The following is a 20334-nucleotide window of genomic DNA, read 5'->3' on the forward strand; positions in this document are numbered from 1 at the left end:
CTCCCTTGACGATGCGGGTCTTGACCTCTTCGATGAGCGCTGCACCGTGGTGCGGGTATACGACAGTTTCGCCAACGGCAAAATTCATGTGGTGGGCCCCTTTCCGCGCATCAGTCTATCACCGGTGTCTCATGCTAAAATTCGCGCCCCCGCGCGAAGGTGCTGTTCAGAGGTGCGACTCAGGGGTGCGACGCGGCAGGGACGCAGCGCGACGGCGAAGGCGGTCCACGGTGGGGGAGCGCGTCATCGGGCACGCCGATCCGGGGGTCGCGGTGGGGTATCGTGGCACTGCTGTCCCCGGAACATCCCGCCGTCCTCCGCGGCACCGAACAGGAGTCCTCCGTGCGCCGTCCCCGCCGTCTCGTGCTCTCCGCAGCCGCCCTGGGCCTCGCCCTCGCCGCCACCGGTTGCACGTACTTCAATCCGGTGCAGACGCACGACTTCTACCAGGCCGGCGACGGCACCAACGCGAACATCGAGCAGTCCGGTCAGCTGGCCGCCGGGATCCGCAACGCGATCGTCGTGGTCGCCGAGGACGGCAGTGCGGCGTTCTCCGCCACCGCTGTGAACTACACCGACCAGGAGCTCGCCGTCGAGCTCGAGGGCATCGGGGACGATGGCAGCACCGTCTTCTCCTCGCAGGTGACCGTGCCCGCCCAGCAGACTCTCGAGCTCGGGCCGGAGGAGGGCCAGCAGCTGGTCGAGATCGGTGACCTGGGCGCACAGCCCGGCAGCGTCATCGATCTGAACATCACCGTCGGCGAGCAGAGCACCGTGATCACGTTGCCCATCATCAGCACGGAGCTCGGCCACTACGGGCTCGAGTCGGCCCCTGCCGAGGGCTGAGACCGCACGATCCCCGGCGCGGCATCCGCGCCTCCGTGACGGCCGGCCGGGTGGATCACCGGCCGGATCTCAGCCGACGGATGACTGCCCGGCGGACTCGAACTTGTAGCCCAGCCCGCGCACCGTCACGAGGTGGACCGGGTTCTTCGGGTCATCCTCGATCTTCGCGCGCAGACGCTTGACGTGGACGTCGAGGGTCTTGGTGTCCCCGACGTAGTTGGCGCCCCACACGCGGTCGATGAGCTGACCCCGGGTCAGCACGCGATCGACATTGCGCAGCAGCATCTCCAGCAGCTCGAACTCCTTGAGGGGGAGCGAGACCTCCTCGCCGTGGACCTGGACCACGTGGCGCTCCACGTCCATCAGGATGTTGCCGGCGCTCAGCGCCGTGTCCTCCTCGGTCTCGGCCGAGTCCTGGCCGCGCCGCAGAACGGCCTTGATGCGGGCCAGCAGCTCTCGCGAGGAGTACGGCTTGGTGACGTAGTCGTCGGCGCCGAGCTCGAGGCCCAGGACCTTGTCGAACTCGTCGTCCTTGGCCGTGAGCATGACGACCGGCACGCTCGAGGTGCGCCGGATCTCGCGGCACACCTCGGTGCCGCTCATCCCCGGCAGCATCAGGTCCAGCAGCACCAGGTCGGCGCCGTGGGCGGAGAAGATCCGCAGCCCGTCGGTGCCGTTGTCGGCGACCGCGACCTCGTACCCCTCCTTGCGCAGCGAGTACGACAGGGGATCGGAGAACGATTCCTCGTCCTCCACGATCAGGATGCGCGTCATGTCAACTTCCCTTTCCCGGCGTGTGGTCCGGTGCAACGGTACGCGAGTCCTCGCCGGAGCCGGATCGCCCCGTGCTGCCCGGGCCCGGTGATGCCTTCTGAGGCGCCGCGTCGTCCTGCGCCGCCTCGTCCTGTGCGGCCGCGCTCTGCGCCGCCTCGTCCGATGTCGTGCTCGGACCCCGCGCCGGGGAGGCACCCTCGACCGGGTTCTCCTCCGGGGAGGCGTCGTCCGACGGCGTCCCGGCTCCGGAGGCCGAGCGCTGGGGGTCCTCCGCGGGCCTCGCGCCGCCGACGGTGATCGTCTCGGTGCGGCCCATCTCCGGGAGGCGGAGCGTGAACGTCGATCCCTGCCCGGGCATCGACCACGCGGTCACCTCGCCGCCGTGATCGGTCGCGATGTGCTTGACGATCGCGAGCCCCAGTCCGGAGCCCCCGGTGTCCCGGGAGCGGGCCTTGTCCACCCGGAAGAACCGCTCGAAGACCCGCTCGAGGTTCTCCTTGGAGATCCCGATGCCCTGATCCTTGACCGACAGCTCGATCATCCCGCCGTCGCGACGCACCGAGACCCCGACCCGCGTATGCGGCTCCGAGTAGGTGATCGCGTTGGAGATCAGGTTGGACAGGGCGGTGGTCAGCATCGAGGCAGATCCGTAGACCCGCAGACCGTTCGTCCCCCCGACGGCCACCTCGATCTTCGACCCCAGCGCGAAGTTGCGGTTCAGGCCGACGGCCTGCTCGACGACCTCGTCGATCTCGACCGGTTCCGCGTTCAGGAGTGCGGAGCTGCCCTGGACCCGCGAGAGCTCGATGATCTCCTGGACCAGGTGCGAGAGGCGGCGCGTCTCGGTCTGCATGTGCTCCGCGAACCGGCGCACCGCGTCGGGATCCTCGGCGGCGTCCTCCATCGTCTCGGCCAGCAGCGTGATCGCGCCGACCGGCGTCTTCAGCTCGTGGGACACGTTGGCCACGAAGTCGCGTCGAGTCTCCTCCACGCGGACCGCACGGGTGAGATCGTCGGCCAGCAGCAGCGCGCCGTGCTCTCCGAGGGCGCCGATGCGCACATCGATGACCGCGTCGGAGTCGCCGCGGCTGGAGCGCCGAAGGGTCAGGCGCTCGTCGCGGAAGCCGCCGTTGCGGCCGACATCGGACGCCAGTTCCATCAGCTCGGCGTTGGCCAGTCGCGGGTAATCACCCTCGGCGGCACGGACGATGCCGTACGAGTAGGCGAGCGGGGAGGCGCGCAGCACATCGCCGCTGGCATCGAGCACGACGTACGCCGAGGACAGGATCGCGAGCACTTCCGCGGCGGAATCCGGCACGACCGGCTGCGGCGCTGACGGGGCCGCCGAGGGCCGACGGTCCGATCGCTTCAGCGCCAGGGTCGCCGCGCAGCCGATCACGAGACCTATCGCTCCGGCGAGCAGGAGAAGGGCTGTCAAGGGCACCCGTACAGCCTAGGCCCGTCGCGGCGTCCGCCTGGCCTTCCGCGGCCGGACGCGAGAGACTGAGGGTCAGGAGTTCACGGGGGAGACGCTCGGAGTTCACTTATCGCCGGTGCGCGTTCATCCGGGGTTGCGACAATCCGTGGCGAAGCCCCCATCAGACAGAGGAGTATTGACCATGCGCGAGGCGTACCAGAGCGACCTTCGGCATATCGTCGACGACCTGCTCGACATGGCCGAACTCGTCGGGACGGCCCTCGAGAGCGCGACGACGGCCCTGCTCGAGGGTGACCTCGGCCTGGCGGAACGCGTGATCGCCGCCGATGCCCATCTCGACGAGCGTCAGGTGGAGCTGGACGGGAAGGCCGTGGAACTGCTCGCCCGGCAGGCCCCGGTCGCCACCGACCTGCGGCTGCTGGTCGCCACCCTGCGCATGAGCTCCTCGCTCGAGCGCATGGGCGACCTCGCTGCGCACGTCGCGCTGGTGGCGCGCCGCACCCACCCGACGCCCGCAGTTCCCGAGCAGCACCGCGACCAGATCGCCCGGATGTCCGAGCTGGCCCTGGCCGCCCTTCAGCGTGCCGCGCAGGTCATCGCCGAGCGGGACCTCGCCCTCGCGGCGCAGGCCGAGAAGGCCGATGACGAGCTCGACGAGCTCATGCTGCAGATCTCCCGCGAGATCTCGCGGGGGGAGGGGTACACGAACTCCGAGATCGTCGATCTCACCCTGCTGATCCGGTTCTACGAGCGCATCGGCGACCACGCGGTCTCGCTCGTGCGCCGCATCGGGTTCCTGGTCACCGGCGACTCGCTGGATACGCTGCACGAGGGCTTCGACGTCAGCGAGTTCTGAGTCCGCGAGTCCGGACAGTCCGCGAGTTCTCAGCGCCGCCCCCGCGTCGCAGCGGCACGGCGCCGCGCTCGTGCCGGAGCGAGTCGTCGGAACGGCCCGCGCTGCACGCGCAGCAGCCCGTCCCGGCACGTAGACGACAGCAGAACCACGCACCGCAGTGATCACGCACTGCGGTGCGTGGTTCTTCTGTCTACGGACGAGGTCTGTTCCCATGTCGGCTGCCCGGCATCGGGACGTTTGTCGTCTCGGCTGTCCAGCAACGGGACGCTCATCGAGGACGTCCTGCGATAGGCCGGGCACACTCGCGTGACGTCCCATCGGTGGTCGGTGGAGCAGCGCGTGCGCGGTGGAGTGGTGCGCCGGACCGTGGCGCGGGGCGCCGGGTAGTGGCGCGTGACCGGCGACGCAGCACGCCCGCCCGCAGGACTCGGTGCGCCCGGCTGCAGGAGACGTAGCGGGCCCGGACTCAGCCTCGGTTCGCGCGCGGCCGGCGCGCCGTGAGTCGCTCCGCGCCGCTCTTGGCACCCCGCTTGGCAGCGATCCGCAGGCCTTGCAGGATGACGCCGGAGACGAGTGCCCACAGCATCACCTTCCAGACCGGCTGGTCCTCCATCGGGTCTTTGATCTGCGAGATCTCAGCCTTCGGGCGACCTTCCTTCTTGGCCTGCTTGCGGCGCTTCTGCGTCTCCTTCTGGGAGTTCTTGGCAGCCTTGACGGTGGGGGCGTCCTCACCGAAGACGGCGCCCCAGCCGGCAGCGGCGGCCTTGTTGCCCACGGCGGCGGCGACGATTCCGGCCACGGGCACGGCGATCTTGACGAGCGGATTGGCCACGGGATTCCTCCAAGCGGTGGGGCGGCTGGGACGTCGGGACCGGCGGGTCAGGTGCCGGCGTTCTGAGCGTAGTAGGTCCCCATGTCGTCGGAGCGCAGAGCCTCCCGCAGGACGTCCATCGACTCCTCGTCGGTGCCGACGACGCTCGCGCCGCCACTGGTCGTCTCCGGGCCGCTGTGGGGGACCGAGAGGAAGTAGAGGTCATCGGTGCGCACGGAGCGCAGCGAGAGCCCGAGCTCGACCATCTTGCCGGAGCTGAGCCCCTCGTCGGTGGTCAGATACGGCGCGATCGCGCCGACGGTGTCCGAGAGCTTGCCGGGACCGCTGAGCGTGTCGGTGCTGATGAGCTTGCTCGCGATCCCCTTGAGGACGGCCTGCTGGTTGCGATTGCGCTGGAAGTCGCCCTCAGCGAACTGCTTGCGCTCTCGCACGAAGACCAGCGCCTCCTCGCCGTCGAGGGTCTGGGTGCCCTCGGTGAACTGGTGGCCGCCGGCCTCGAAGCTCTCGGGGATCTGCACATCGACCCCGCCGAGCGTGTCCACGAGACCTTCGATGCCGTCGAAGTCGATCAGCGCGACATGATCGATGGGCACCCCGGTGTAGTTCTCGACCGTGGTCACCGCCAGGCCCGGCCCGCCGAACGCCAGTGCCGCGTTGATGCGGTTCTTGCCGTGGCCGGGGATGTCGACGTACAGGTCGCGCGGGAACGAGGTGATGTAGACCTGCTGGTTGTCGTCGGTGACGTGCACCAGCATCACCACATCCGACCGCTGGCCGCTGACACCTTCGGAGGCGGCGTCCTCCTCGGAGCGTTTGTCCGAGCCCAGCAGCAGGAAGTTGCGGCCGCTCCCCTCGACCGCCTCGGGGCGCTCGCCGTCGGAGGCGCCGCGGGTGATCTGCACGACCGTGCGCTTCTCGTACTGGTTGCTGAGCCCGTTGAGGTAGTTGGCCACTACCAGTCCCACGCCGAGCACGAGCACGGCGACCAGGCCCAGGGAGATCAGGGCGATACGACGACCGCGACCGCGACGCGGCTCGGACTGGTCGTCGTCCTCCCAGTCGGCGGGCAGTTCGACGTCGTCGGGGACGTTCATTCGGGCTCGCTCTCACGCAGTGTCGCCGGCGGCGACGGAGGGTCCTCGGGGAGTGTCAGGCGTCGGTCGTCCGGTGCCGGGACACACGGACGTACGCAAGATCCCATACTAAGCGGCCCGCGCGCTGTCCTTTGCTCTCGAAGCTCGTCTTCACACGACCCTCGAATCGTGGCGCCCAGCCCGTCGCGGGAAGATCCTCGGGGACGGTGTCGCTGGTCTGCTGACCTGGGGCGGGTCCGTCGGGATACAGGAGTTCGAGCTCGGGGCGCGCATCCAGCAGGCTGCGCATGTGGTGTGCGTACTGTGCCCAGTCCGTGGCGAGACGGAACGTGGCGCCGTCGGCGAGCAGCGGCAGCACCGCGTCCAGGAACGGGGGATTGATCAGGCGTCGCTTGTGGTGGCGGGACTTGGGCCAGGGATCGGGGAAGTAGACCCACAGCTGCGAGATCGCGCCCTCGGGCAGGAGCGCGGGCAGCGCCCTCTGGGCATCGAGCGGCAGCAGCCGGACGTTGCCGGGCTCGCCGGCGCGTTCGATGCGGCGCAGGGTCTGCGCCAGGCCGGGGCGGTACACCTCGACACCCAGGTGGTCGCGTTCGGGATGCTCGGCCGCGGCGGCGGCGAGGTTCTCGCCCAATCCGCTGCCCACCTCGACGACGAGCTCACTGCGGCGCCCGAAGACCTGCTCGAGGTCGAGGTGCGCGTCCGGGCCGGGCAGGGTGTCGCGCTCACCCCGCGGCGGGTCGAGCACGTAGGTCGCGGCCAAGCGGTCCCACGCGTCCTGCCGGCCGGGTGAGAGCCGTTCGCCGCGACGGACGAAGGAGACGACCTCGCGTGGGGCGCGGTCCTCAGCCGGCACGGCGGACGAGACCGTCCTGGACGACCACGGACACTTCCGGCAGGTGCGTGGTGGCCGGTCCCAGCAGGACGTCGCCGGTCTCGGCGTCGAAGCGGGAGCCGTGGCACGGGCAGTCCAGCTCGCCCTCGGTCTCCTGGCGCAGGGCGCATCCGTTGTGGGTGCAGTAGCCGGAGTAGGCGGCCAGGTCGTCGCCGCTGCCGCGCACGAGCAGCACGAAGGGCCGCTGCCCTCCGAAGTTGACCAGGGTGCTGGCGTTCTCCGGGACGTCCTCCAGCGGGACCGCGCCGTCCTCGGCCCGGACCGGCTCCGCGGTCCCGAATCCCTCGTCCTCCGGGGCGCAGGAGGCGAGACCGCCGACGGCCGCGGCGGAGGCGGGCAGCAGGAGGGCACGGCGGCGGGAGAGGCACGGACGTTCCATCCCGCCAGGATAGCCAGTCCGCTGGTCCGAGCGAGAAGCACGGGTCGGCACTGTGACCGTCCAGACGATCCGGGCGGGGCCGACGGGCGACGCGGGCCCTCAGACGTCGGCGGCCTCCAGCTCGCGCGGGTCCCAGGTGAGGATCGACCGTGCCCGCCAGCCGCGATCGCTGATCGCATCGAGTGCCTGCCGACGCCGCGCCGGCGTGAGGCGATCGAGGTACAGGGACCCCTCCAGGTGGTCGACCTCGTGCTGGAGCGCGCGAGCGAGCACCCCGCCCTCGTCCTCGACGACCACGTCGTGGCCCTCGAGGTCGGTGCCGGTGACCCGGGCGCCCCGGTGCCGCGCGGTGGGAAAGCCCTCGCCGGGCACCGAGAGGCAGCCCTCGATGGTCTCCTCGTCGAGCTCGATGCCGCCGAAGCGTTCCAGTCGCGGATTGATCACCACTCCGCGCTGCTCCGTCCCGCCGGCGTCGGCGCAGGAGTAGACGAACAGGCGCCAGCGGGATCCCACCTGAGGGGCGGCCAGGCCGGCCCCGTCGGCGGCGTCGTTGGTCTCGAACATGTCCGCCACCAGTGCACGGATGTCGTCGGTGATCTCCCGGACCCGGCGGGTGCGCTGTTCGAGTGCACGGTGACCGACGATCGTGATCGGGCGGATCGTCATGGGGAATGATCTCCTGTTCTCGGTGTATCGCTGGATCCGGTGGCCCCGGTGGCCCCGGTGGCCCCGGTGGACCCCGGTGGGCTCGTGACGCGGTGACGCTTGGGCGGATTAACGGCCAGCGGGTTGCGGGCGTCGACGACCCAGGGTCCGCGCTCGCGACGCAGCGGCTCGCCGTCGCGGGCGGCCCCCGCGACCGCGCGGCCGATCTGCTCCGCCTCGGCGGCATCGGCGGCCAGGAAGTCCATCGTGTGGGTGGCATGGGAGTCCAGCACGATGTGGTCCCAGGCGTCGAGCCCGCTGGCGATCTGCCGTGCCCGCAGGAACTCCGCGTCCAGCGCCGCGCCGGCCACGATCACGATCGTCGCCACCCACAGCAGCAGGAGGATGGCGATCAGGCCGTTGAGGACGGTCAGCACCTCGGCGATGCGGGTCGCATAGTTCATCAGGCGCCCGGCCAGCAGCGCGGAGCCGAACAGCGTGAGCACCGACAGCACGGAGCCCAGGGTCATCAGCCGGTACCGCGGCAGCCGCACGTTGGGGAAGAGGTAATAGGCCAGGGAGACCCCGATGATCAGGATGACCAGCAGGATCGGCCACTTCACCAGGTTCCAGGCGAGGAAGGCGAAGCGCGGGATCCCGATGAGCTCGCCGATGCGCTGCGAGGCCTCATTGCCCACGATCAGCATGCCGATGGCCAGCAGCACCACGGAGACGATGACCAGGGTCTCCCCGAAGACGATGGTCCGGAACCACAGGAAGGGGCGCCCCTCCCGGGTGTCATAGACCCGGTGCAGCACGCGATGGAAGGCGGCGACGCCGTTGGAGGCGGACAGGACCGAGCCGAAGGTGCCCAGCGCCAGTCCCAGGATGCCGCCACCGGTATCGGAGGCAGCCTGGATGGCCGCCAGGTACGGCTCCGGATCCAGGGTCGGGAACAGCTCGGTGCTCATCCGCCCCAGCGCATCGAGGGTCTCGGAGCCGATCCCGATCAGCGACATCAGCGAGACCACGGCGACCGCCCCCGGGAACAGGGAGAGGACGGCGTAGAACGTCATGGTCCCGGCCACGTCCCAGACCTGGATCTCCAGCAGTCGCATCCGTACCCGGTTCAGGACGTGCAGGACGCTGAGCCGGGGTCGGGGGTATTCGACGGTCGGCTTGGGGCGACGTGGGCGCGTGGCGGTCACCGGTGCACACCAGCGGACGTCGCGCGGAGGATGGCGGTCGCCGCCGCATGGCCGCCGCGGCACGGGGCGGTGGCGATGCTCATGGTGCTCGATGCTCCTCGGGGCAGACAGGTCACGTCGGGGAATGACGCTGGTGGAGCCTATGCCACCGAGAGGTCACATGCCCCGCTCAGCCGGTCTCGATGATGTCGTCGGGATCGGTCGCGACGGGATAATGCCATGGATCCTCGGGGTCCTGCGGCACGTAGGAGGTCACGATGGACCCGTCGGCGCGCTGGTCCCCGAGGCCGACGGGCGTGGCCAGGACCGCGTCGTCGAGCACCGGACCCTGGTCCGCGAGCGGCGCGGCGACCCCCTCGGCGGTGACCGTGACGTCCTGCTCACGCACCGAGACCTCGATCTCGGGGCCCTCCTCGAGCGTGAAGGAGATCTCGTCCCGCACCAGCCGCACCCGGAAGCGCGAGCCTCGCACCGTCAGGGGGAAGCGCAGCTCCGGCCACTCGGCGGGAAGACGGGGATCGAAGCAGATCCGGCCCTCCACCTGCCGCATACCGCCGAACCCGTGGACCAGCGCGTTCCACACGCCCCCGGCCGAGGCGATGTGCACCCCCTGGGAGGTGTTGTGATGCAGATCGGCGATGTCGACGAACAGTCCGGCCCGGAAGTAGTCCAGGGCGGCCTTCTGGTGGCCCACCTCGGCGGCCATGATCGACTGCACCACCGCCGAGAGCGAGGAGTCGCCCGTGGTGATCGGGTCGTAGTACTCGAAATCGGCCCGCTTCTCCTCCGGCGTGAACTCGGCGCCGCGCAGGAACAGCGCGAGCACCACGTCGGCCTGTTTGAGCACCTGGAACCGGTAGATGACCAGCGGGTGGTAGTGCAGCAGCAGCGGGAACGAGTCGGCCGGAGTGTTGGCGATGTCCCACACCTCGCGCTCGAGGAACCGGTCCTCCTGGAGGTGGATCCCGAAAGTCTCGTCCTTGGGGACGTGCATGCCGTCCGCGCAGGCATCCCACTGCTCGAGCTCCATCTCGTCGAACTCGGTCTCGGCGGCCAGGACCTGATAGGCCTCCGGGTCGGCGGCGCGCAGCTCGCGCACCGCCCGTGCGGCCCGGCGCAGGTTGTGGCGGGCCATGACGTTGGTGAACATGTTGTTGTTGACCACGGTGGTGTACTCGTCCGGACCGGTGACGCCGTTGATGTGGAAGCTGGAGCGGCCATTGCCGCTGAACCGCCAGAAGCCGAGGTCGGCCCAGAGGCGGGCGGTCTCGGCCAGCACCCGCACCCCGTCGCGGCGCTGGAAGTCGAGGTCGCCGGTGACGTCCACGTACTGGGAGAACGCAAAAGCGACGTCGGCATTGATGTGGTACTGGGCGGTGCCGGCGGCGTAGTAGGCCGAGGCCTCGTCCCCGTTGATGGTGCGCCAGGGGAACATCGCTCCGCGCTGGTTCAGCTCGCGTGCGCGCTCGCGAGCCTTGGGCAGCAGATTGGCGCGGAACCTCAGCGCGTTGCGCGCCCACGACGGCTCCGTGAAGGTCAGGAACGGGACGACGTAGATCTCGGTGTCCCAGAAGTAGTGGCCCTCGTACCCGGAGCCGGTCAGGCCCTTGGCGGGGATGCCCCACTGGTCGGAACGGGCGGAGGCCTGGGCGAGCTGGAACAGGCACCAGCGTGCGGCCTGCTGCTCGGCGGGCTGTCCGGGCATCTCGACGTCCGAGCGCTCCCAGAAGTCGGCGAGGTAGTCACGCTGATCCTGGTAATGCTTCTGGAACCCCTCGGCGCGGACCCGGTCCAGGGTGCGACGGCACCGATCGAACAGTTCGCGGTGGGGGACCGAGCGCGAACTGTGGTAGGCGACGGCCTTGCGCACGGTCAGGGTGTCACCGGGTCCCAGCTCGGCCCGGCTGACGTGCCGGCCGAGGTCCGGCATGGTGTCGATGAGTTCCTCGACCTCGACGTCGGATTCGACGGTGTGGTCGGCGCCGACGGCGAGCGTCATGCCGGAATCGGCGACCTTGTACCCCAGCAGCATCCGGCGCTGGCTGTGCCAGTCCTGCTGGGGCTCGAGCACGCGGTGCTCGAAGGACGTGGTCTGGCGGGGATCGTCCTTGGTGGCGATCGGCCCGCCGTCGATGCCCTTGCCGTAGTCGTCGGCGATGTCCTGACGGTTGATCAGCTGTGAGGAGATCGCGACCGGGGCGGAGCCGTCGAGCATGGTGACCTGCATGCTCAGCAGGGCCAGATGTCGCTGGGTGAAGGACACCATGCGGTCGGTCGTGACCTTGACCCGCTTGCCGGCCGGGGTGCGCCAGATCAGCTCGCGCCGCATCACGCCCTCGCGGAAGTCGATCCAGCGCTCGTAGGTGTCCAGGTCGGCCATCGACAGCAGCAGCGGCTCGTCGTCGACATACAGCTTCAGCACCGAGCAGTCGGGCACGGAGATCATGGTCTGGCCCGACTTCGCGAAGCCGTACGCGGCCTCGGCGTGGTGGATGCGCCAGGTCTCGTGGAACCCGTTGAGGAAGGTGCCGTGGCTGTGCACGTCACGGCCCTCCGAGGGCGTCCCGCGCATCCCCAGGTACCCGTTGGCGGTGGCGAACAGGGTCTCCATGAGCCCGAGGTCGCCGTTGGGGCGGGACTCGACCAGTCGCCACTCGTCGACGGGGAGGTGGACGCGGTCGACGGGGTCGGTGGGTACGTTGCGCTGACGGTTCATGCGATCTCCTCGAGGTCGGTCACGACGAGGGTGGCGCCGGCGGCGGAGAGGTCATCGAGGCCCGCCCCGCGATCGACCCCGATGACGGCCCCGAAGTCCCCGTCGGCCCCTGCCTTCACGCCGGAGACGGCGTCCTCGTAGACGACGGCGTCTGCCGGGGCCACGCCCAGCAGCCCGGCGGCGTGGACGAAGGTATCGGGCCGCGGCTTGCCGGGCAGCCCCTCCCGCGCGGAGACGTTGCCGTCCACGACGTGCTCGAAGCGCTCGAGCAGTCCGGCGGCGCGCAGGACCTCCTCGGCGTTGCGGGAGGAGGAGACGATCGCCAGCCGTGCGCTCCGGGGCAGGGAGTCGAGATAGGTGACGGTGCCGGGGTAGGGCTTCACGCCCTCGGCGCGCAGCAGCTCCAGCACGAGATCGTTCTTGCGGTTGCCGAGGCCGCGCACGGTCTCCTGGCCGGACGGCTGGTCGGCGGGGTCGTCGTCGGCCCCCTCGGGCAGTTCGATGCCGCGGGAGGCGAGGAAGGTCCGCACCCCGTCGTAGCGGGGCCGGCCGTCGACGTGGGTGAAGTAGTCCAGATCGGTGTAGGGCTCCTCGACGCCGCGGGCGGCGAGGAACCCGTCGAACATGCGGGCCCAGGCGCGCATGTGCACCTCGGCCGTGGGCGTGATGACGCCGTCGAGGTCGAAGAGGTGGGCGGTGAAGTCGGACGGTCTGAAGTCTGCCTCGTAATCCACGGCCGCCATGCTACGGGCCGGGCGCTCGCAGGCGCCGGGGAAGGGGACCGGTGGCCATCTTGTGACCGGTGGCCGTCCTGTGGCCCCGGGCCGTCCAGTGGCCCCGGGCCGTCCTGTGCTCGCCCGCGGGAGCCGCCCGTGGGCGACCCCGCCGGTGCCCCGTTCGCTCACAGCGCGCTGCGCACCCATGGCACGGTGCGCTCCCGTGGGCTAATCTTCGATCGTCCGTGCCCGCGCACAGTCGCCGGTGCGGAGCGGTTCGACCCTCCGAGGAGAAGATGACTGTCACGGAGTCGCTGCCCGTGATCGATGCGGTGCGACGCGAACTCGAGATCGATGAGCAGCTGCATGAGGGGCGTGCCCTGGTGCGCACCGTGCTCAGCCTGACCACCAATATCACCCGGGCCCCAGCGCAGCTGTGGCCGCTGCTGACACGCCCGGATCAGCTCGCCCGCTGGTTCGGCCCGGTGGCCGGGGACCTGCGCGAGGGCGGTCGGTTCGAGGCGCCGGAAGGTGCGGTCGGCCGGATCCTCCATGTGGAGGCGCCGCACAAGATCTCCTTGACCTGGGACCGCGGCGGCGCGGAGGACCCGCTGCTGATCCGGCTGGACCCGGAGGACGACGGCACCACAGAGCTGCGCGTGCGCCATACGACCCTGATCGAGCGCGATGAGTTCGACCGCGTCGGCCCCGGACTGGCCGCGGTCGACTGGGAGATCGCGCTGCTCGCGCTCGCCGCCCTGACCGACGGCTGGCGCGCGAGCTGCCTGCTCGATGTGCCGACGCCGACGCCCGCCTGGCTGGACAGCGCCGAGGGCGCCGAGCACGTGCGCGCCTGGTCCGTGCGCTGGGCGGCAGAGGCGATCGCAGCCGGCGTCGACGAGACCACCGCCCGGCGTGGGGAGGCGGCGACGGCCAGCGCCTACGGCGCCTGACGGCTCGCGCCGAGAAGGACGACCGCGGAGTGCGCGGCTCCGGACCTGCCGTGCGTCCGCGTCGTGGAAGTATTTGCCCAGGCTCAGTACCCGGTGGCAGAATCTGCCCGTGACACCGCCCGCGCAGATCTCCCCGACGGGGCGGTCGCACAGCCCGCGCCAGGTGATGTGGGCGCTGACCCCGTCGGTGTACGCGCCGAGCCTGCTGGAGTTCTCCGGTCTGGCCGCCCTGATGCCGGTGGTCCCGCTGCTCGCGCTCGACCTCGGTTTCAGCGTGCCGCAGTCGGCGGCGCTGACCACCATCTTCGGGCTCGCCTCGTTCCTGGGCCCGATCCCCGCCGGGCGGCTGATCTCGCGGTTCGGGGCGAGAGGCTCGCTCGTGGCCACCGGGTGCCTGCTGGTGGTCGCCAACCTCATCGCGTTCTTCGTGATCACCCCGGCCCTGTCCGGTGCGCCCCGTCTCGCCCACCAGGTCACGCTCGTGGTGCTGCTGACGGTGATGGCGACCAGTACGCAGGTGTGGCAGCTGGGCCGGCAGGCCTATCTGGGGACCGTGCTGCCCCCGTCGATGCGGGCCCGCGGGATGACGCTGTTCGGCGGCGTGATCCGTATCGGCCAGGTGATCGGGCCGCTGCTCGGGGCGATCGTGATGGCGCTCGGCCCCGACACCGGCGTCTTCGTGCTGTTCGCGGTCACCTCGGCGGCGGCGACGACGATGGTCGCGGTGTTCCTGCCGCCGGGGGAGAGGCCGGATGTCACGCCCCGGCCGCGACGCGGGAGGGGCTCGCGCACCGAGGCTCGTACTCGGCTGAACCGTGCCGTGGTGGCCCGCATGGTCGTGGTGGGGCTGGGGATCGCACCGGTGATGATGGCCCGAGTGAACCGTCCCGTGATCATCCCGCTGCTGGGAGCGGCACTCGGCCTGGGCTCGGTGTGGGTCTCCATCGTCTTCGGCGTCAGCGCCGTGATCGAGATCCTGCTGGTGATCCCCGCCGGGACGATCATGGACCGCTACGGCCGCGTCGCGGTCGCCGTCCCGTGCGCGGTGATGATGGGGGCCGGGTTCGTGCTGCTCGCCGTGCTGGGCGAGGCGCTGGCCGGACGCGGCGTCGCGGCCGCGCTGGTCGCTCTGCTGGTCCCGACCCTCCTGATCGCGCTCGGCAACGGGCTGGGCTCGGGCATCGTCATGACCCTGGGGATCGACGTGTCCCCGGTGCACGGCCGCACCGGATACCTGGCGTGGTGGAACACCATGCTGGGCGCGGGGCGGCTGGCGGCACCGCTGATCGTCACCGGCATCACCCTGATCGCCCCGGTCGCGGCGGCCGGGGCCGCCACCGGCGGACTGTGCATCGCGGGCGGACTCTGGCTGATGCGGGTGCTTCCTCGCCTCACGCCGTCGGGCAGCACCCGGGTGCGCTGAACGGGAGCGTCGGTCGAGGAGCGTCGGCCGAACCGGGCCGCGCGATGAGCCGGACCGGCGCAGCGGCCCGGCTCGTGCAGCCCCTCAGGCCGCCGAGTCCCCGTGGCCGGCGGCTCCGCCGGCCTGAACGGCCTGCTCAGCGGTATCGACCAGCAGCTGATGGGCGTCATCACGCGGGATGTCGCGGGCGATGGCGATCTCGGTGGCCAGCGGCGCGATCGCCTGCTTCAGCAGTGTGCGCTCGGCGAGGCTCGACGGTGTGCCTCCCGAGTCACCCAGGATGCCGCGGATGACCTCGATGCGGTCCGTGAGCCGACCGGTCTGCAGCTGCATGGTCAGCGCCTTGATCCGGTGCGCCCAGGACGCCTTCTTCTCCGGAGGCTCGATCGGTTCGCCGAGCTGCTCGATCAGCTCGGAGATCTCCTTCTCCTCGAGCAGCGGGCGCAGCCCGATGACGTCATTGCTGTCGGCCGGGACGGAGATCCGCATCTCGTCCCCGACGACTTCGAGGTCGACGTAGTCCCGGTCGGTCCCGCGGACGGAGCGGGTGCAGGTGGCCAGGATGCGAACCGGGCCGTGGACCGGGTGGGTCAGCAGATCGCCGGGTTTCGGCGGGGTGGTGCTGACGGGTGCGGTGGCAGCGGACAAGGGGGACCTCCTCGTTGGACCTGTGCGTCGCCGGTACCGGGAACCGGAACGGTTCACGGCGGCCGTGCGCGACGTCTCGCGACGACCCGGGCGGGGAACGGGGACGGCGAGTGCGCGCACAGCAGCTCGGGTGCCGTCCGACCTGCAGAAACAGGGTGCCGGCACCTACGGCGGCGCCCCACCAGGATCTCACGGGGCGGAGACGATATCCAGTGGCGGACCGCCCGGGATCTCTCACACCCGATCGCGCGGCCCCGGCCGGGCGGCCTCCGGGGTGGGCGCCGCTGGCAGTGCCGGCTCGACCCTCGTCATCGCGACCACGACCGATGGCGGATGCCCGACCGCTCCGCGATGAGGTCTCATGGGGCCATGAGTCGCACTCCCCGGCGCAGCGCCGCGAGCCCGTCGCCCGTTCCGGTCCGGTTCGAGGGCGTCGGCGTCGTCGCCGACGAGAACGTGCTGCTGGCCGAGGCCACCGGGAGGGTCCGGTCGGGGGAGATCCTCGCTGTCACCGGTGCCAACGGGTCCGGGAAGACGACGCTGCTGCGCGTGCTGGCGGGCGTCATGGCACCCACGGCGGGCAGTGTCCGCATCGCCGGTCGCGTGCCCGACGATCGGGACCGCACCTTCCGTGCCGCGCTCGCCGCGCTCATCGGGCCGCCGCAGACGGCGCGGGACCTCACGATCGCCGAGCACCTGCAGTTCATCGGGGCCACCTGGGGAACGGCCACCGGAGCAGCGCGCAGGCGCGCCGACGAACTTCTGGAGGAGCTGGCGATCGCCCCACTGGGACGACGCTTCCCGCACGAGCTCTCCAGCGGGCAGTCGCAGCTGGTCGCGCTCGCCCTGACCTTCGCCCGTCCGTGCAGCGTGCTCGTGCTCGACGAGCCCGAGCAGCGGCTGGATGCCGAGCGCCTCGGCCTGGTGATCGACGCCATCCGGGCCCGGGCCGAGGCCGGCGCGGCCGTCGTGCTGGCCAGCCATAGCCCGCGTCTGCTGGACGAGCTCGCCGGCGCGCGCCTGGGCCTGGAGGAGCAGGCGTGAGCAACCAGCTGGCCGCGGTCCGGGAGGTCTGGGCCCAGCGCGACCAGGCCCGAACCCGCGGCGATGTCCTCTATCTCGTCTACGTCGCGGCCCTCAGCGTGCTCGTGTTCGGCTCGTCGGCACTGCAGGCGGCCGGCAGCGCCCTGGCCCGGCCGGACGTGCTTCCCGTCCTGACCACGACGGCCGCCCCGCAGGTCAGCACCGCGGTGACGCTCGCCGCGGGCGCTGCGCTGGTCCTGCTCGGTGCGGTGCGCGGTCCCGCACTGCTCGCCCCGTTCTTCATCGAGACGCTCGCCTGGAGCGGGATCCGCCGCCGCGCGGTGCTGTGGCGTCCTTTCCTCCGCGCCCTGATGGTGCCGCTGTTCGCCGCGGTCGTCCTCGCGGCGCTGATCGCGGTCACGCTGCTGACGGCCGGGCACACCACGGCGGCGGGGCCGATGTGGTTCGTCGTGGCCGCGGTGGGCACCGGACTGCTCCTGGCCGCCTCGTGGCTGGCGGGCCAGCTGCTGGACCCGGCGGGGCGACGTCTGCTGGCCGGGGCGCTCGCGGTGGGCGCGGTGCTGACCGCCTTCGCGCCGTTGACCGTGGGCCTCGGCGGTGCCTACCCGGTCGGTGCCGGGGCGGCCGGCGCCTGGGCGCTCGGCCTGCTCGTGACGGGGATCCTGCTGACCGCGGCGGGAGTCCCGCTTCTGGATCGGCTGCGCGGGCGGGTGCTGCAGGAGCAGGCGCAGCGATGGCAGTCCGCCGTGACGGTCGCGACCAGCGGCGATCTTGCCGCCGCGGCCGGCACGTTCCGCCTGCCGCCTTCGACGGGCAGGCGCCTCGGCGCCATCGGGCCCGGGCCGCTGATGCTGGTGTACGCGCGACGGGATGCCGTGGCCTGGCTGCGGTCGCCCGAGAGCGTCACCACCGGTGCGCTGGTGACGGTGCTGGCGGCCGCGACCCTCGCCGGATCGACCACGATGACCGGGCCGCTGGCCTGGTTCGCCGTCCTCGTCGGCTCCATGGGCCTGTGGGCCGCGAGCGGGCCCTTCGTCGACGGGATCCGCCACGCCGTCCACACCCTCGGGGCGCCCGGCCTGTTCGGGCAGAGCGCCGAGGTCCAGGCGCTGCTGCACACCGTGGCCCCGGCCCTGCTGCTCGCCGGCCTGGCGAGCGTCGGCGGCGCCGGATACTGGCTCATCGGGGCCGGGGGCCCGGGCGCGCTGCAGGCCGTGCTCCTGCCCCTCGCGCTGACGCCGGTGATGATCACGGGTCGCGTGCGCGACGCCGCGAAGGGGCCGATGCCGCTGCGGCTGATCACCCCGATGCCGACGCCGCAGGGCGATGCGTCCGTGATCCCGATGCTCGCCTGGCAGTCGGACGCGGTCCTGCTCGCCGTGGCAGCCGGGGCGCTCACGGCCGCGCTCGGCCTGCTGGGACCGCTCTGGATCCTTGTCGCCGCGGCCGGCCTGACAGGGGTCACAGGGCTGATGGCACGCGCTCGCCTGCGCGCCCTGCGCACCTGAGTCATCCGGACGGACGAGGAGAGGAACGACCATGGACATCCGCACCACCGAGAACCCGGTGATCCGCTGGGCGGGCCGCGGGCTGAAGCGCCTCAACGACCGGCATCCGTGGAACCACAACCACCACTTCCACCCCTGGATCCTGCGCTCCCTGCCCGCCGCCAGCGGCCGGGTGCTCGACGTGGGCTGCGGGAGGGGTGATCTCGTGGCCGCCCTGTGCGCTCACGCCGGGCGCATCGACGGGATCGACCCGGACCAGGCCATGGCCTATGCCTCGGCCACCCGCTTCCACGAGAATCCCCGGGTACGCATCTGGCGCCGCACGCTGGCCGAGCACGCCGAGCACTCCGAGCATGCCGAGCACTCTGGCCTGCTCGGCACCTACGACGCCGTGACCATGGTCGCGTCGTTGCACCACATGGATCTCGACGAGGCCCTGCTGCAGGCCCGGGATCTGCTGTGCCCCGGCGGCCGCCTGCTCGTGGTCACGCTGGTTCGCCCGGCCGGCGTGCTGGATCAGCTGTGGGATGTCGGCAACGCTCTGGCCAATCCGCTGATCGGGATGCTGAAGCACCCGCGACCTGCACCGGAGCCCTCGCGACCCGCGTCGAGGGAGCCCGGGATCGTCGTGCAGGAGCCGCGCGAGATCTCCCCACCGGTCAGCGAGGCGGCCTGGTCCCTCGCCACACTGCGCGAGCGTGCTGACCTGATCGTTCCGGGTGCCGTCCTCCGGCGCCGCGAAGGATTCCGGGTGACGCTGCGCTGGCAGAAACCGCGCGAGCTCACGGCGTAGCGCGGCCGACGACGGGCCACGGCGACGGCGTCCGGCTACCGACGGCGGGCGGCGCGGCCACGCATCAGGACGTACAGCGCTCCGAGCACGACGCCGAGCAGGACCAGTCCGGGCGCCACCCACGGTGTCTCCGTCCAGAACCAGCGGAGACCGGTCCGGTCGACGGAGAACCCGAAGGACAGGCAGATGCTGATGATGGCGGCGACGAGCAGGAGGCCACCTGGCCGGCTCTCCCGGTGGTTCTGCGTGGCATGCATGACGACCCTCCCCGGAGCCCTCAGCCCGCTGATCCACGTGTGAGTGCTGTCACAGACCACCGTGCGCCGTCCGGCGCCGCGCCTCAACGACGGCGCGTCTCAGTTCCGCCCGTGGCGCGCGATGACCTCGCCGAGCCGAGTGATCGCCTGCTCGATGACGGCGGGGGAGTGCGTGACGAAGCTCAGTCGCATCGTCGAGCGGTCCGGGTTCTCGGCGAAGAACGACCAGCCGGGCAGGTAGGCGACGCCGGCCTCGACGGCGTCCATGAGCATCGTCTGCGCGTCATAGCCGTCGCCGAGCGCGGTCCACAGGAACATGCCGCCATCGGGATGAGTGACGTGGGCTCCCGCGGGCAGCACCGGCGCGATCGCCTGCGCCATCGCATCGCGCCGCTCGCGGTAGACGGCGGCGACCCGGGTCACGTGCGCATCCAGGTCCGTCGTCTCGAGATACCGGGCCACGGTCAATTGATCCACCACGGAGGACTGCATCGAGATCGCGGCCTTGGCGACCGCCAGCGTGTCCAGGACCGGGCCCTCGGCGCGGATCCAGCCGATCCGCAGGCCCGGGCTCATCAGCTTGCTCATCGAGTTCAGCAGCAGGGTGCGCTCGCCCATCCCGGGCAGGGAGGCGATCGGGGCCCAGGTGCTGCCGGTGAAGCTGAGCTCCCCGTACGGGTCGTCCTCGATCAGCGGCACGTCGTTGCGCTGGAGCACGTCGGCCACGGCCTGCCGGCGGGCCACGGGCATGGTGCGCCCGGTGGGATTCTGGAAGGTGGGGATCAGATAGACCATCCGCGGGTGATGGGTGCGGATCGCCTCCTCGAGCGCTTCGGGCACCACGCCGTCATCGTCGGTCTCGACGCCGACCATGCGCGCGCCGTGGACGGAGAAGGCCTGCACCGCCGCGAGGTATGTCGGCGACTCCACGAGCACCACGTCACCGGGCTCCAGCAGGGCCTCAGCGACGACGAACAATCCCTCCTGCGACCCCGAGGTGATGCGGATCTGGGAGGCGGCGGTGGGCAGGGAGCGGGACAGGCGCGCAGCGGCCTGCTCGCGCAGCTCCACCTCGCCCTCGCTGACGCCGTACTGAAGAGCGCGATGACCCTGGTGGGTGAGGACCCAGTCATAGGCGGCGGCCACGTCCTCGAGCGCGAACAGGTCCGGGTCCGGGATCCCGCCGGCGAAGGAGACGACGTCCTCGCGGGCGGCGAGGGTGAAGATGTCCTTCAGCGGCGAGGACTCCATGCCCGCGTAGCGGGCGGCGACGGGGAAGTGGAACGGGTGCTGCACGGGTCGGGACATA

21 protein-coding genes are annotated in these 20334 nt (G+C 71.1%); 7 read left to right on the top strand and 14 right to left on the bottom strand.

Annotation, left to right across the window (positions count from 1 at the left end; translation table 11 throughout):
- Window positions 1-88, bottom strand: an 88-nt coding sequence (locus AC5020_RS09095) for a CarD family transcriptional regulator (protein WP_464988107.1), incomplete at its 3' end; no start/stop codon positions are given.
- Window positions 89-282: 194 nt separating this feature from the next.
- Between AC5020_RS09095 and AC5020_RS09100 the strand changes: the two genes are divergently transcribed.
- Complete coding sequence (locus tag AC5020_RS09100) at window positions 283-846, top strand: hypothetical protein (RefSeq protein WP_377020272.1); 564 nt, start codon at window positions 283-285, stop codon at window positions 844-846.
- Window positions 847-915: 69 nt separating this feature from the next.
- Here the strand turns inward: AC5020_RS09100 and AC5020_RS09105 are convergent, their stop codons facing one another.
- A complete protein-coding gene (locus AC5020_RS09105) occupies window positions 916-1620 on the bottom strand; it encodes a response regulator (protein WP_377020273.1) in 705 nt (234 codons plus the stop codon).
- Window position 1621: 1 nt separating this feature from the next.
- The gene (locus tag AC5020_RS09110; protein WP_377020274.1) at window positions 1622-3064 is read right to left on the bottom strand and encodes a sensor histidine kinase; all 1443 of its coding nucleotides are present in this window, start codon (window positions 3062-3064) and stop codon (window positions 1622-1624) included.
- A 175-nt stretch (window positions 3065-3239) separates the two neighbouring features.
- Here AC5020_RS09110 and phoU point away from each other — a divergent pair, with 175 nt between their 5' ends.
- Window positions 3240-3914 carry a phosphate signaling complex protein PhoU gene (gene phoU, locus AC5020_RS09115; RefSeq protein WP_377020275.1) on the top strand — a complete coding sequence of 225 codons (675 nt, stop codon included), beginning with the start codon at window positions 3240-3242 and terminating at the stop codon, window positions 3912-3914.
- A gap of 466 nt (window positions 3915-4380) precedes the next feature.
- On the opposite strand, the gene AC5020_RS09120 is transcribed toward phoU, so the two are convergent.
- From AC5020_RS09120 to AC5020_RS09155, 8 genes are all read right to left on the bottom strand, one after another.
- Window positions 4381-4746 carry a DUF4235 domain-containing protein gene (locus AC5020_RS09120; RefSeq protein ID WP_377794200.1) on the bottom strand — a complete coding sequence of 122 codons (366 nt, stop codon included), beginning with the start codon at window positions 4744-4746 and terminating at the stop codon, window positions 4381-4383.
- Window positions 4747-4793: 47 nt separating this feature from the next.
- Complete coding sequence (locus AC5020_RS09125) at window positions 4794-5840, bottom strand: LCP family protein (RefSeq protein WP_464988051.1); 1047 nt, start codon at window positions 5838-5840, stop codon at window positions 4794-4796.
- 55 nt (window positions 5841-5895) lie between these two features.
- A complete protein-coding gene (gene trmB / locus AC5020_RS09130) occupies window positions 5896-6696 on the bottom strand; it encodes a tRNA (guanosine(46)-N7)-methyltransferase TrmB (RefSeq protein ID WP_464988052.1) in 801 nt (266 codons plus the stop codon).
- Window positions 6686-7114 carry a QcrA and Rieske domain-containing protein gene (locus tag AC5020_RS09135; RefSeq protein WP_377020279.1) on the bottom strand — a complete coding sequence of 143 codons (429 nt, stop codon included), beginning with the start codon at window positions 7112-7114 and terminating at the stop codon, window positions 6686-6688. Before AC5020_RS09135 ends, trmB begins: the two co-directional genes overlap by 11 nt.
- A gap of 99 nt (window positions 7115-7213) precedes the next feature.
- On the bottom strand, window positions 7214-7780 hold the full coding sequence (gene def, locus AC5020_RS09140; protein WP_377020280.1) for a peptide deformylase: 567 nt from the start codon (window positions 7778-7780) through the stop codon (window positions 7214-7216).
- A complete protein-coding gene (locus tag AC5020_RS09145) occupies window positions 7777-8967 on the bottom strand; it encodes a YihY/virulence factor BrkB family protein (RefSeq protein WP_464988053.1) in 1191 nt (396 codons plus the stop codon). The genes def and AC5020_RS09145 overlap by 4 nt, the downstream gene beginning before the upstream one ends.
- Before the next feature lie 169 nt (window positions 8968-9136).
- Window positions 9137-11683, bottom strand: a complete 2547-nt coding sequence (locus tag AC5020_RS09150) for a glycoside hydrolase family 65 protein (protein WP_464988054.1) — start codon at window positions 11681-11683, stop codon at window positions 9137-9139.
- Window positions 11680-12426: an HAD family hydrolase gene (locus AC5020_RS09155; protein ID WP_377020283.1), complete on the bottom strand. Its 747-nt coding sequence runs from the start codon at window positions 12424-12426 to the stop codon at window positions 11680-11682. Before AC5020_RS09155 ends, AC5020_RS09150 begins: the two co-directional genes overlap by 4 nt.
- Window positions 12427-12695: 269 nt before the next feature.
- Between AC5020_RS09155 and AC5020_RS09160 the strand changes: the two genes are divergently transcribed.
- Together AC5020_RS09160 and AC5020_RS09165 are read left to right on the top strand one after the other, a co-directional pair.
- Complete coding sequence (locus AC5020_RS09160) at window positions 12696-13352, top strand: SRPBCC domain-containing protein (RefSeq protein ID WP_464988056.1); 657 nt, start codon at window positions 12696-12698, stop codon at window positions 13350-13352.
- Between the two features lie 109 nt (window positions 13353-13461).
- Window positions 13462-14775, top strand: a complete 1314-nt coding sequence (locus tag AC5020_RS09165) for an MFS transporter (RefSeq protein WP_464988057.1) — start codon at window positions 13462-13464, stop codon at window positions 14773-14775.
- An 84-nt stretch (window positions 14776-14859) separates the two neighbouring features.
- Here AC5020_RS09165 and AC5020_RS09170 read toward each other — a convergent pair whose 3' ends face one another.
- Window positions 14860-15423, bottom strand: coding sequence for a CarD family transcriptional regulator (locus AC5020_RS09170; protein WP_377020286.1), 564 nt, complete (start codon window positions 15421-15423; stop codon window positions 14860-14862).
- Window positions 15424-15792: 369 nt separating this feature from the next.
- Here AC5020_RS09170 and AC5020_RS09175 point away from each other — a divergent pair, with 369 nt between their 5' ends.
- Genes AC5020_RS09175 through AC5020_RS09185 form a run of 3 tightly spaced genes read left to right on the top strand, consistent with a single transcriptional unit; the run spans window position 15793 to window position 18768 of the window.
- A complete protein-coding gene (locus AC5020_RS09175; protein WP_464988058.1) occupies window positions 15793-16467 on the top strand; it encodes an ABC transporter ATP-binding protein in 675 nt (224 codons plus the stop codon).
- Window positions 16464-17975, top strand: coding sequence for a hypothetical protein (locus AC5020_RS09180; RefSeq protein WP_464988059.1), 1512 nt, complete (start codon window positions 16464-16466; stop codon window positions 17973-17975). The genes AC5020_RS09175 and AC5020_RS09180 overlap by 4 nt, the downstream gene beginning before the upstream one ends.
- A 31-nt stretch (window positions 17976-18006) precedes the next feature.
- Complete coding sequence (locus AC5020_RS09185) at window positions 18007-18768, top strand: class I SAM-dependent methyltransferase (protein ID WP_464988060.1); 762 nt, start codon at window positions 18007-18009, stop codon at window positions 18766-18768.
- 35 nt (window positions 18769-18803) lie between these two features.
- Here AC5020_RS09185 and AC5020_RS09190 read toward each other — a convergent pair whose 3' ends face one another.
- Window positions 18804-19025, bottom strand: a complete 222-nt coding sequence (locus AC5020_RS09190) for a hypothetical protein (RefSeq protein ID WP_464988061.1) — start codon at window positions 19023-19025, stop codon at window positions 18804-18806.
- Between the two features lie 99 nt (window positions 19026-19124).
- On the bottom strand, window positions 19125-20333 hold the full coding sequence (locus AC5020_RS09195) for an aminotransferase-like domain-containing protein (RefSeq protein ID WP_464988062.1): 1209 nt from the start codon (window positions 20331-20333) through the stop codon (window positions 19125-19127).
- Window position 20334: the final 1 nt, after the last annotated feature.

This window comes from Brachybacterium sp. SYSU DS0246 (assembly GCF_059391765.1).

Bases quoted from the DNA above. Each gene is read 5' to 3' on its own strand.
- AC5020_RS09105 (WP_377020273.1), bottom strand. From the start codon at position 1,620: ATGACGCGCATCCTGATCGTGGAGGACGAGGAATCGTTCTCCGATCCC.
- phoU (WP_377020275.1), top strand. From the start codon at position 3,240: ATGCGCGAGGCGTACCAGAGCGACCTTCGGCATATCGTCGACGACCTG.
- AC5020_RS09125 (WP_464988051.1), bottom strand. From the start codon at position 5,840: ATGAACGTCCCCGACGACGTCGAACTGCCCGCCGACTGGGAGGACGAC.
- AC5020_RS09135 (WP_377020279.1), bottom strand. From the start codon at position 7,114: ATGGAACGTCCGTGCCTCTCCCGCCGCCGTGCCCTCCTGCTGCCCGCC.
- def (WP_377020280.1), bottom strand. From the start codon at position 7,780: ATGACGATCCGCCCGATCACGATCGTCGGTCACCGTGCACTCGAACAG.
- AC5020_RS09150 (WP_464988054.1), bottom strand. From the start codon at position 11,683: ATGAACCGTCAGCGCAACGTACCCACCGACCCCGTCGACCGCGTCCAC.
- AC5020_RS09155 (WP_377020283.1), bottom strand. From the start codon at position 12,426: ATGGCGGCCGTGGATTACGAGGCAGACTTCAGACCGTCCGACTTCACC.
- AC5020_RS09160 (WP_464988056.1), top strand. From the start codon at position 12,696: ATGACTGTCACGGAGTCGCTGCCCGTGATCGATGCGGTGCGACGCGAA.
- AC5020_RS09175 (WP_464988058.1), top strand. From the start codon at position 15,793: ATGAGTCGCACTCCCCGGCGCAGCGCCGCGAGCCCGTCGCCCGTTCCG.
- AC5020_RS09185 (WP_464988060.1), top strand. From the start codon at position 18,007: ATGGACATCCGCACCACCGAGAACCCGGTGATCCGCTGGGCGGGCCGC.
- AC5020_RS09190 (WP_464988061.1), bottom strand. From the start codon at position 19,025: ATGCATGCCACGCAGAACCACCGGGAGAGCCGGCCAGGTGGCCTCCTG.
- AC5020_RS09195 (WP_464988062.1), bottom strand. From the start codon at position 20,333: ATGTCCCGACCCGTGCAGCACCCGTTCCACTTCCCCGTCGCCGCCCGC.